At 55.8% G+C, this 11,351-nt stretch carries 10 protein-coding genes; 9 read left to right on the top strand and 1 reads right to left on the bottom strand.

The annotated features are described in order from the left end of the window. From L691_RS30080 to L691_RS0124520, 5 genes are all read left to right on the top strand, one after another. The coding region (locus L691_RS30080) for a potassium-transporting ATPase subunit KdpA (RefSeq protein ID WP_036738143.1) at positions 1 to 245 on the top strand (245 nt) is incomplete at its 5' end. Between the two features lie 25 nt (positions 246 to 270). Continuing rightward, the gene (kdpB, locus tag L691_RS0124505; protein ID WP_025692876.1) at positions 271 to 2,328 is read left to right on the top strand and encodes a potassium-transporting ATPase subunit KdpB; all 2,058 of its coding nucleotides are present in this window, start codon (positions 271 to 273) and stop codon (positions 2,326 to 2,328) included. Between the two features lie 11 nt (positions 2,329 to 2,339). Further along, positions 2,340 to 2,900: a K(+)-transporting ATPase subunit C gene (gene kdpC / locus L691_RS0124510; RefSeq protein ID WP_025692877.1), complete on the top strand. Its 561-nt coding sequence runs from the start codon at positions 2,340 to 2,342 to the stop codon at positions 2,898 to 2,900. A 134-nt stretch (positions 2,901 to 3,034) separates the two neighbouring features. After that, complete coding sequence (locus tag L691_RS0124515; protein WP_025692878.1) at positions 3,035 to 5,770, top strand: sensor histidine kinase; 2,736 nt, start codon at positions 3,035 to 3,037, stop codon at positions 5,768 to 5,770. Further along, a complete protein-coding gene (locus L691_RS0124520) occupies positions 5,733 to 6,434 on the top strand; it encodes a response regulator (RefSeq protein ID WP_025692879.1) in 702 nt (233 codons plus the stop codon). Before L691_RS0124515 ends, L691_RS0124520 begins: the two co-directional genes overlap by 38 nt. A gap of 658 nt (positions 6,435 to 7,092) precedes the next feature. Here L691_RS0124520 and L691_RS0124525 read toward each other — a convergent pair. After that, positions 7,093 to 7,764, bottom strand: coding sequence for a DUF559 domain-containing protein (locus tag L691_RS0124525; RefSeq protein ID WP_025692880.1), 672 nt, complete (start codon positions 7,762 to 7,764; stop codon positions 7,093 to 7,095). A 322-nt stretch (positions 7,765 to 8,086) separates the two neighbouring features. Here L691_RS0124525 and L691_RS0124530 point away from each other — a divergent pair, with 322 nt between their 5' ends. From L691_RS0124530 to L691_RS30085, 4 genes are all read left to right on the top strand, one after another. Then, positions 8,087 to 8,749: an alpha/beta hydrolase gene (locus L691_RS0124530; RefSeq protein ID WP_025692881.1), complete on the top strand. Its 663-nt coding sequence runs from the start codon at positions 8,087 to 8,089 to the stop codon at positions 8,747 to 8,749. Between the two features lie 322 nt (positions 8,750 to 9,071). Then, the gene (locus tag L691_RS0124535) at positions 9,072 to 10,028 is read left to right on the top strand and encodes a thiamine pyrophosphate-dependent dehydrogenase E1 component subunit alpha (protein WP_408634794.1); all 957 of its coding nucleotides are present in this window, start codon (positions 9,072 to 9,074) and stop codon (positions 10,026 to 10,028) included. Next, positions 10,025 to 10,996, top strand: coding sequence for an alpha-ketoacid dehydrogenase subunit beta (locus L691_RS0124540; RefSeq protein WP_025692883.1), 972 nt, complete (start codon positions 10,025 to 10,027; stop codon positions 10,994 to 10,996). The genes L691_RS0124535 and L691_RS0124540 overlap by 4 nt, the downstream gene beginning before the upstream one ends. A gap of 40 nt (positions 10,997 to 11,036) precedes the next feature. After that, on the top strand, positions 11,037 to 11,351 hold a 315-nt coding region (locus tag L691_RS30085; protein WP_036738148.1), incomplete at its 3' end, for a biotin/lipoyl-containing protein.

Raw genomic sequence — 11,351 nt, forward strand, 5'->3', positions numbered from 1 at the left:
TCACCAACATCGTCGGCGGGTTCATGATGCTGTTGGTCCGCTACATCCCGATGGCGGGAGTGATCTATCTGGCGGGCAGCCTGTCCGGCAAGAAAAGTGTAGCGGCGGGCGAAGGCACGCTGTCCACGAGCAGCGCAATGTTTGCTTTTCTGCTGATTGCCATCATTTTTCTGATCGGCGCGCTCAGCTTCCTGCCGGCACTTGCGCTCGGACCGATTGCCGATTACTTTACGACCCGCGGTTAAAGCTGATTATAGAGGTGTGATAACAATGGGAGAAAATAATAAACAGCCATCTATTTTATATGATGCGCTCCGTCAATCCTTCGTGAAGCTGTCGCCGCGCATTCAGGTGAAAAATCCGGTTATGCTGGTCGTTTACGTTGGAGCCTGGTTTACAACACTATTGTATTTGCTGGCTTTTGCTGGGATTCGGGATGAAGCCGCCGGCTACACGCTGGCGATTGCGCTGATTCTCTGGTTTACCGTCCTGTTCGCCAATTTTGCCGAGGCGATCGCGGAAGGAAGAGGCCGGGCGCAGGCGGACAGCCTGCGCAGCGCAAGGAAAGAGGTCAAAGCCAAGAAATTGAAGTCCGCCGCAAACCGCGAAGACTATACGGAGGTGCTGTCCGACAAGCTGCTGAAAGGCGAGATCGTCCTGGTGGAAGCCGGGGAGCAAATTCCAATGGACGGTGAAGTCATTGAGGGAGCGGCCTCGGTTGACGAGAGCGCGATCACCGGCGAGTCCGCGCCTGTTATCCGTGAATCCGGGGGCGACCGCAGCGCGGTAACGGGCGGAACGACGGTCGTGTCCGACTGGCTCATCATCCGGGTAACGGCGGAAGCGGGGAACAGCTTTTTGGACAAAATGATCGCCATGGTCGAAGGCGCCTCCCGCAAAAAAACGCCGAATGAAATCGCGCTGCAAATTCTGCTTGTCAGCTTGACGATCATTTTCCTGGTCGTCTGCGCTTCCCTGCTGCCGTTCTCATCCTTCGCGAGCCGCCAGGCGGGAACGGGCGCGCCCGTATCGCTGACCAACATTATCGCGCTGCTCGTTTGTCTGGCGCCGACCACGATTGGCGCGCTGCTGTCGTCCATCGGGATCGCAGGCATGAGCCGGTTGAACCGGGCCAATGTGCTGGCGATGAGCGGGCGGGCGATTGAGGCGGCTGGCGACGTCGACGTGCTGCTGCTTGACAAAACGGGTACGATTACGCTCGGCAACCGGCAGGCCAGCGAATTTATTCCGGTCCCTAGCGTGACCGAAGAGGAGCTGGCCGACTCGGCCCAGCTTTCCTCACTCGCGGACGAGACGCCGGAAGGACGGAGCATCGTCATTCTGGCTAAGGAGAGATTCGGCATACGGGGCCGGGATCTGGCGAAGCTTAACGCGGCATTCGTGGAGTTCACGGCCAAGACGAGAATGAGCGGCATTGATTACCAGGGAAGCGAGATTCGCAAAGGAGCAGCGGACGCCGTCAAGGCTTACGTTCAAGCGAAAGGCGGGGTTTATCCGCAGGAATGCGAAGAGATTGTAAAGCAGGTCGCGACTGCGGGCGGTACACCCCTGGTTGTGGCCCGGAACGGCAGGGTGCTCGGCGTCATTCATTTGAAGGACATCGTCAAGAACGGCGTCAAAGAACGCTTTGACGACCTGCGGAAGATGGGCATCAAGACGATTATGATTACCGGCGACAATCCGATGACAGCCGCCGCCATCGCAGCCGAAGCGGGCGTGGACGATTTTCTGGCCGAAGCCACGCCGGAAGCAAAGCTTGCGCTGATCCGCGACTATCAGTCCAAGGGACATCTGGTGGCGATGACCGGGGATGGAACCAATGATGCGCCGGCGCTTGCCCAGGCGGATGTCGCGGTTGCCATGAATACGGGAACGCAGGCGGCCAAGGAGGCCGGGAATATGGTCGATCTCGATTCCAACCCGACCAAGCTGATTGAGATTGTGCGGATCGGCAAGCAGCTTCTCATGACCCGGGGGGCGCTGACGACCTTCAGCGTAGCCAATGACGTGGCTAAATATTTTGCCATTATTCCCGTGCTGTTCTTCGGCATCTATCCGCAGCTTACGGCGCTAAATGTCATGGGACTCAGCAGCGCCAAAAGCTCCATTTTATCGGCCATCATTTATAATGCGGTTATTATTATCCTGCTTATTCCCCTTTCCCTCAAAGGGGTCAAGTACAAGGAGATGCCCGCCCGGAAACTGCTGCAACGAAATATTTGGATCTACGGTCTCGGAGGCATAGCCGCGCCGTTCGCCGCCATTAAGCTGATTGATCTACTTCTGACCGCTTGCGGTCTGGCATGAGGTGAGTTGATATGAAACGCAGCTTCAAAATATTGCGTCCCGCCCTGTTAAGCTTCATTGTTATGACCGTGCTATGCGGTATAATTTATCCTGGAGTCATTACGGCTTTGTCTCAGTCGCTTATGCCAAGCGAGGCGAACGGCAGTCTGATCACGGTAAAATTAAAAGACGGCGCCCCCCGCACGGTGGGCTCGGCGCTGATCGGCCAGCCCTTCACGGAAGCCCGGTATTTGATCGGCAGACCGATGGGCGTCAGCAACATGTCGCCGGTCAGCAGTGAGCAGCTCGGTAAGGTTCGGGAGAGAGCGGCCTGGTGGAGCGGTCTCGACCCGGCGAACAAGCAGGATATTCCCGCCGAGCTTGTGACCGCGTCCGGCAGCGGCGTCGATCCCAACCTGTCGCCGGCGGCCGCCAAATATCAGGCCGACCGCATCGCCCGGGCAAGGGGCATCCCCGTGAAGACGGTGAATGAAATGATCGACAAGTATACAACGGACCGCTTTCTCGGCGTCTTTGGTGAACCGGCGGTAAATGTGCTGAAGGTTAATCTGGCGCTGGACGGTCTGCTCTGATCTGATCTGATCGAAGAGGACGTGCTTAAAGCCTGCGGTTTTTCTATAATCTACGTGAAACGGTGATTGTCTCTAACCGGACGCCGTCCTCTTTAAGGGGGCGGCGCAGCCGTTTCTACTAAAGGCGGTGTATCATGTTATCTTATCAAGACGAACGCCCGGACCCCGATGAACTGTTGAAGGATATGCCTTCCGATCCGGGCGCAAGAACCGGAAAACTCAAAATTTTCTTCGGCTATGCCGCCGGTGTCGGCAAGACGTACGCCATGCTGGACGATGCCCGGGAGCAATTGCAGCGCGGGGTCGACGTGCTGGTCGGTTATGTCGAGCCCCATACCCGCCCGGAAACGCTGCAGCTGCTTGAAGGGCTCCCGACGCTACCCCCCAAAGTCGTAGAGCATAAGCATATCCGTCTGCGCGAGTTCGATCTGGATCAGGCGCTGGAGCGCAAGCCGGAGCTTATCCTCGTTGACGAGCTTGCGCATTCCAATGCGGACGGCGTACGGAACAAGAAGCGCTACCAGGATATTGAGGAGCTGCTTCAGGCGGGAATTGACGTGTATACGACCGTTAACGTCCAGCATATCGAGAGCTTGAACGATGTGGTCCAGGGTATTACAAAGGTCGTTGTGCGGGAAACGATTCCCGATTATGTGTTTGACAGCGCGGACAAGGTCAAGCTAATTGATATCGAGCCGGATGAGCTGCTCAAACGCTTTACCGAGGGTAGAATCTATCGCCCCGAGCGGGCGGCGGCGGCGATGGATCATTTTTTCACCAATAGCAATCTGAGACTGCTGCGTGAGATCGCAATGAGGAAGGCGGCGGACCGGATCAGCCACGACAATCTGTCCGAGCGCCGGACTCCCGGGAAGTCTGCGGGCATCAAATGGCTGGTCTGCATCAGCCCGTCGCCAACCTCCGCCAAGTGTATCCGGTGGACGGCCCGGACGGCCGAAGCCTTTCACGCCCCATGGACGGCGGTGTATGTGGAGCGCGCGGGCAGCGAACAAGGGAGCGGCTTCCCGGACAAGAGCATCCGCGATAATATGGAGCTTGCGGAGCGGCTTGGCGCCGAGGTCGTTACGCTGAGCGGATACGATGTGGCTTCCTCCATAACGGAATACGCCAAGCTGTCGGATATTACGAATATCGTCATTGGTAAGAGCCGGACCAAGAAGCGCTTCGGCCGCCGGTTTGAGATGGCCCTGGAGGATAAGCTGCTGTCAAGGCTGCCTCAGACAGAAATTCATATTATTCCCGACAGCGCCGCGCTGAAGCCGTACCGAAAGCCGAAGGTCCGCTTACCCGCCGAACGCTTGTATTTTTCCCGGGCTGACACGCTGAAGGCGCTGGGCATTCTGGCTGCGGCTACCCTTTGTTCTTTCGGGCTGCACAGGATTGATGTCGGCGACCAGAATATTATTATGGTCTATATTTTATCGGTGCTGATCATCTCGCGGATCACGACCGGCTATGCCTACGGTGTAGCCGCTTCTGTGCTCAGCGTCTTAATGTTCAACTTTCTGTTCACTTATCCGTATTTTTCATTTTCGGCGGTTCAGGCGGGGTATCCGCTGACATTCGCGATAATGCTCGTCGTGGCCCTGACAACCAGCGCCTTGACGGTTCGCAACCGGATACAGACGCGCGTGGCGGTGGAGCGTGAGCGGCGGACCGAGGTGCTGTACGAAATCAATAAAAAGCTGCTGATTACCCGCGAGCTGGAGCAGATCGTTACGCTGACAAGCAGCTATATCGTCAAGTTGTTTGGCCGTTCCATTATTCTTTATACGAGCGATCCGGCGGACGGAATGGAAGGAAGCTTGCTTGCGGCGGACGGAGAGGATGCTTCCCTCCTGCAAACCTCCGAGGAAGCGGCGGTGGCGCATTGGGTATTCGCCAACCAGAAGCGCGCCGGAGCGGGAACGGATACCCTTCAGGGCGCAAGCGGATTTTACATGCCGGTTATTTCCCAGGGCCGCGTGCTGGGCGTCATCGGCATTTCCTGCTTCGGCGGGGCTTTGCTGGGACCCGGCCAGCGGTCATTCCTGCGGATGATCGCCTCCCAGGTAGCAATGGCACTTGAGCGGCAGCGCCTGTCAGACGAGCAGCGCCGCATCCTGCTTGACTCCGAGAAGGAGAAAATGCGCAGCAATCTGCTGCGGGCGGTCTCCCATGACCTGCGCACACCGCTGACGGGCATACTTGGGGCGAGCTCGGCGATGCTGGAGAGCTGCGATGCTTTGAACCAGGAGGTTAAAGGGCAGCTTCTTCAGCATATTAAGGAAGATTCCCAGTGGCTGATCCGAATGGTGGAAAATTTGCTGTCGGTCACGCGGATCAAGGAGGGCAGCGTCGATGTCAGCAAAACGGCGGAAGCGGCGGAGGAAATTGTCGCCGAGGCCATCAGCCGAATCCGAAGCCGGTTCAAGGACCGGAACATTAACGTCAAGGTGCCCGACGAGCTGCTGATGGTGCCGATGGACGGCACGCTGATCGAGCAGGTTATCATCAATCTGGTGGAAAATGCGATCAAGCATTCCGGGGAGAATACGCTGGTCGAGGTCACCTTAATGAGGAAAGGTAATACTGCGGTGCTGGAGGTGAGCGACAACGGGGAGGGTATCGACGAGCGGGAGCTGCCGCATCTCTTTGACAGCTATGCCGCTTCCGGCGGCAGAAGTCCCGATTCCTCGCGGGGGATGGGAATTGGCCTGTCCATCTGCATGTCCATTGTCAAAGCCCACCGGGGTAAACTGGAGGCAGAGAACAAACGAAGCGGCGGAGCGGTGTTCCGCGTGATTCTGCCGCTGGAGGAGGAGGCATCCGATGAATGGAAAAATCCTGATTCTGGTCGTCGAGGATGAGGCCGGAATCAGCACCTATATTTCAACCGTATTGAACTCGAACGATTATGCCGTACTCCGGACGGATAAAGGGGAGGAAGCCGTCTCCTTGGCGGCCTCACATCATCCCGACCTCATGCTGCTCGATCTCGGCTTGCCGGATATCGACGGCATCGAGGTGCTGCGGCGGGTGCGCGAGTGGAGCAGCATGCCTATCGTCGTCGTCTCGGCGCGCGGTCATGAGCGGGAGAAGGTGGAGGCGCTCGATCTTGGCGCCGACGATTATATTACGAAGCCTTTTGGCACTTCGGAGCTGCTCGCCCGTATCCGGACCGCCATCCGCCACAACCGGCAGGGCGAGGGCAGCCCGGCGCAGGAGAAGATTAGCATCGGCCAGATGTCGATTGATTACGAGAAACGCACGGTAACGGTTGAGGGCCGGGAGATTCATTTTACGCCAATCGAATATAAGATTATTACGCTGCTCGCAAGGCATGCCGGGAAGGTGCTGACCCATGATTTTCTGATTCGGGAAATATGGGGGCCTTATACGAACGAGAATCAGACGCTGAGGGTGAATATGGCCAATATCCGCAGAAAGATTGAAGCCAATCCAGCGGAGCCTAAATACATCGTTACAGAGGTGGGCGTGGGATACCGGATGAAGGACGGCGATCATCTGTGAAGCTCCCCGGGGCGGGCGAACCGCCGCAAAACAGAATTTTTTTATTTGCGGCCTTTTCCTGCCTGTCTATGGTTCTCTTCATCGTGTTTTTTCCGTATTGTCTATTTCCGATTCATCTCTGGCTCAGTAAAAAAACAGTACCTGGAAGATCAGAGCTATAAGCTGGCATTTACGATACGCGAACAAATTGACGGAAGAACCTCTCTCGGACCAGCAAGCCGAATGGATTGCGGCAAGCGCGCGGCTCCGTAGACTGAGATTTGCTGGGAGCCGTAAAATGCTGACGCTGGCTGGTAGTCGTAACTACCTCCTCTCGCCCTGCGCCGAGAACCGCTTATCATGACACCGCCGCATACTGTTATTAGTTCCGTGTTCCCCGCGCACTGTATGCATCTGTGGATAACATGATGCCGAGTCGGTGGCCGTGCGCAGCAGCTATATGTCGGCAGCATTTTATATAACGAGGAAATTCTCCCGCTAATCCATGACATATTGCCGATTATTACGAATTAACTGGAAAATCCCCCTCTAATCCAGCTCCTTATCGGAATGAACAAATGAAACGGCTAAATTAACGGGAGATTTTGCAGTAAGTCTTCTGTTTGAATGAATTATTCTAAATTAAAGGGAGAAATTCCAGCTAGTTAAACCAAGCAGGTTAGAAAAAATAATCAAGCACTCCTGGCACTAATTCATAGCTGACGATTCTTTCGCCCCTGCCGCGTAACGAGGGAACCAGCCAGCCCTTAGCGCACAGCCTTTTCAGCATGTTGATTGCCGTTTTGGAGTCGATTCCAAAATGCCGGACGACATCGATCGGCCGAATCGGTTTGACCATGTGAGTGGCAAGCCGGATTACTTCTTTTTCGGCAAGTTCAGCTCTGGTGATTGGGGCAGCCGAAGGCTGATAACGGCTTAGCATCATTCGCAGCAAGGTGATGCATAGCTGCGGGCGCTGCTCAACATCGTCGTAGGCAAAGGAAATCACCTGATACCCCATGGCATGAAGAAAGGTCTCACGGTTTAACTCATTGCAATATTTTTGTCGATCCATATCGCGTATGTGCGGGCCAAATCCTTTTATCTCGAATATCAGCTTTGCGTATCCCGTAAGCCAGGCGAAGTCGGCAAAATATGATCGGCCCCGCCAATCAAGCACCTCATACTCGGGATGAAGATCATCAAAATTTCCGCGCAAAGGCCACCAGACATGTTCCAGAAAATGAGATTCGGCATGCCTGTGCCCTCTTTCCAGACGTGATCTGCGTTCTCCGGTCCTGGCCTTGATATGCTTTTGCAAAAATTGTTCGTATGCTTCCCTGAATTCCATAGTTTTCCCTCCCAAATGAAAACGTCCCGGCTCACTCAAGCTGAGTGAAACGGGACGTTCTTCGTCAACTCTAATGATAACGGAAACCACAGGCGGTGAAAAGGCGGTCACAAAAATCCAAAGCCACTATCTGTTCCACAGGCTCTTGCCCAACGGGAGGCCATTCGTCTGTTTTGTAATAATGGTTGGGACACGGGAGGTGCCTTAAGTAAAGGCGTTATGTCCGGTTTATTTTCTCTAGCTGTACTTTTGTATCTCTATTAGCCGCAGGCGTATAATGAAGGCATTGCACCACCGAACCGCCGCGAAAAGAGGAATGATCATGGCACGCTGTCTGTTCATCCACGGATTTACCGGGGGCATTTTTGAAATCGAGCCTCTGTCGGAATATTTGAAGCAGCATCAATATCTAACCCGAACGTTCACGCTAAAAGGGCACACCGGCCGAAGGGCCGATATGCGGCAGGCAACCCGAGAAGATTGGTACCGGCAGGCCGGGAGCGAGCTGGAGCAGCTTGCGGAGGGCGGACAGGGCGTGCATATCATCGGCTTTTCGATGGGGGCGTTAATCGCTTCCCGTCTGGCCGTCCGCTACAAAAGCCTCGTCCAATCGCTGACCCTGCTCGCCGCGCCGGTCTTCCCGCTGAATCCGGGGGAGATTGTAAAGACGCTGGGCAGCCTTTCGATGCTGAAGAATTATGTGAGCAAGTTCGGCTCGACGCCGATTCATGCCAACCGCGAATTTAGCCGGATCGTCCGGGAGAGCTTTGACCTGTTCCCGCAGATCGAGGCGCCGACGCTCATTGTGCAGGGAACGAGAGACCATCTCGTCAAAACCAAGAGCGCGGCCTATTTGGAGCGGCATATCGGCTCTCCCGTCAAGGAAGTTCTGCTGGTCGAACGCAGCGGCCATATGCTGTGCTACTGCGAGGAGAAGGACAAGGTCATGGAAGAGGTTCATCGGTTCATCCACGGCGCATCCTAAATTCCCATCATTCCCGCTTCTTCCCGATATGGGAATAATTTCACTAAGTCTTTCCCATTATGGGAAGGGCTTTTTCGCGCTTCGCTTCTTACTTGGGTCATTTCGCTCCTACAGTTCCAAACTTCCCCTCCGCTACTCCTTACCCTGATGTCCTTTTTCAAGTTCATCTTATACAGACGCTAAATATTGGCACGGAAATTGCATCTATATTTTAAGTGAAAGGCAAATCAATCAGAAGGAGGTTCCACTAGGGGGGAATATGGCATTACATTCAGAAACGGGAGGGATTCACTTGAGCATTTCAAAAGAATTGTTGAGTGAGATGTACCGGAAAATGCTGAGAATTCGCAAGTTTGAAAAGACGGCCTCGGTGTTCTTCGCGGAAGGCAAGATTCCGGGCTTTGTGCATCTATATATCGGTGAAGAAGCGATCGCCGTCGGCGCCTGCGCGAACTTAAGGGACGACGATTACATTACCAGCACCCACCGGGGACACGGGCATATCGTCGCCAAAGGCGGCAATTTGAAATACATGATGGCGGAATTGTTCGGCAAAGAGACGGGTTACTGTAAAGGAAAAGGAGGGTCGATGCACATTGCGGACGCGGAACTGGGCATCCTTGGCGCGAACGGCATCGTCGGGGCTGGACACCTGATTGCCACGGGATCGGCCTGGAGCGCGCAGTACAGAGGCACCGACCAGGTGAGCGTATGCTTTTTTGGAGACGCTTCCACGAATCAAAGCACCTTCCATGAGGCAATGAATCTGGCCAGTCTGTGGAAGCTTCCGGTTATTTTCGTCTGCGAGAATAATTTGTATGGCATCTCCGTCAGCCAGGCGAGACATCAGAATATTAAGGACATTTCACAGCGGGCGATCGGGTACGGCATGCCTGCGCTCTCGGCGGACGGCAACGATGTGCTCACGGTCTATGAGAAGGTGGGCGAAGCGGTGAGCCGGGCGCGCGCGGGCGAAGGACCGACGCTGCTGGAATTTAAAACGTACAGACAGCACGGCCATTTTGAAGGCGATCCGGGCGCTTACCGGCCCAAGGAGGAAGTAGAGGCATGGCTGCAAAAGGACCCGATTCCAAGATTCGAAAGCCATCTGCTGGGAAGCGGCAGCTTGACGGAGGAGGAGCTTGAGGCAGTCCGCCGCGAGGTGGATGAGGAAATCCGGGAAGCGCTGGAGTTCGCTGACGCCAGCCCCCATCCCGCTCCGGAGTCTTCCGTGCAGGACATTTACTCCGATTTGATCGAGGAGGCGCGAATCAGATGAGAAAAATAACCTATGGCGAGGGCATCCGCGAAGCTCTGCGGGAGAAAATGCTGGAGAACAAGAACGTCGTTCTGCTGGGCGAGGATGTCGGCCCTTACGGCGGCACCTTCGGCGTCACGAAAGGGCTGTGGGAGCAGTTCGGCGAAGAGCGGGTGCGCGACACACCGATTTCGGAAGGGATTATTGTCGGCGCTTCGGTGGGTGCTGCGGCAACGGGCCTGAGACCGGTGGCGGAGCTGATGTTCATTGATTTCCTCACCTTCGGCATGGATGGGCTGGTGAACCAGGCGGCCAAGATGAGATACATGTTCGGCGGCAAAATCTCCGTTCCGCTCGTGCTGCGTCTCCCTGCAGGTGGCGGCATCAGCGCCGGAGCCCAGCACTCCGGTTCGCTTGAGGCTTGGGTGACGCATGTGCCCGGACTCAAGGTGGTGTACCCGTCCAATGCCGCAGACGCGTGGGGTCTTATGCTGACCGCGATTGACGACGACAATCCGGTGGTTTATATCGAGAGCAAGGTGCTGTACTCGCAAAAAAGCGAAGTGCCGGATAAGGTGTCCAAGGTTCCTTTCGGCTCGGCTGCTGTTGCAAGGGAAGGCGCCGATGTCTCGATCATCACCTATGGCAAGCAGGTTCATGACGCGCTGAAGGCGGCGGCCGCGCTCGCCAAAGACGGCATCGAAGCCGAGGTGATAGATCTCCGGTCGCTCTATCCGCTGGATAAAGAGACGATCTTTGGGTCCGTCGCCAAGACGCACCGGGCGCTGGTCGTGACGGAAGAAGTGAAGCGCGGCGGCTATGGCGGCGAGCTGTCGGCGCTCATTTCGGAGCAGTGCTTCGATGAGCTGGACGCCCCTGTTGTGCGGCTCGGAGCGCTGGATTCTCCGGTTCCATACTCCCAGGTATTAGAGTCGCTGGTGCTGCCAAGTGTGGCGGATATTGTCAAAGGCTGCAAAGAGATGTTCTAAACCCTGCGGCCCATAACTTGCAAAATCATGGAGGTGTGTCATGGCTGAACTTGTCGTATTGCCCAAGCTCGGGCTGACAATGACGGAGGGAACCGTCTCCAATTGGCGGAAGGCCAAGGGAGACCGCGTAGAGCAGGGTGACATTCTGTTCGATGTGGAGACCGATAAAATATCCAATGAAATCGAAGCCAAGACCAGCGGAGTGCTAAGGGAGATTCTGGTCGAAGAAGGGACGGTGGAGGTGTTTCATCCGCTGGGGATTATTGCGGACGCGGGTGAGGATATATCCGCGCTGCTCCCGGCGGGCGCTTCCGGCAAGCCGCCAGAAGGAGAAGCGGCGTCTTCCGGCGACGGA

This window comes from Paenibacillus zanthoxyli JH29 (genome assembly GCF_000520715.1).
GTDB lineage: Bacteria > Bacillota > Bacilli > Paenibacillales > Paenibacillaceae > Paenibacillus_AQ > Paenibacillus_AQ zanthoxyli.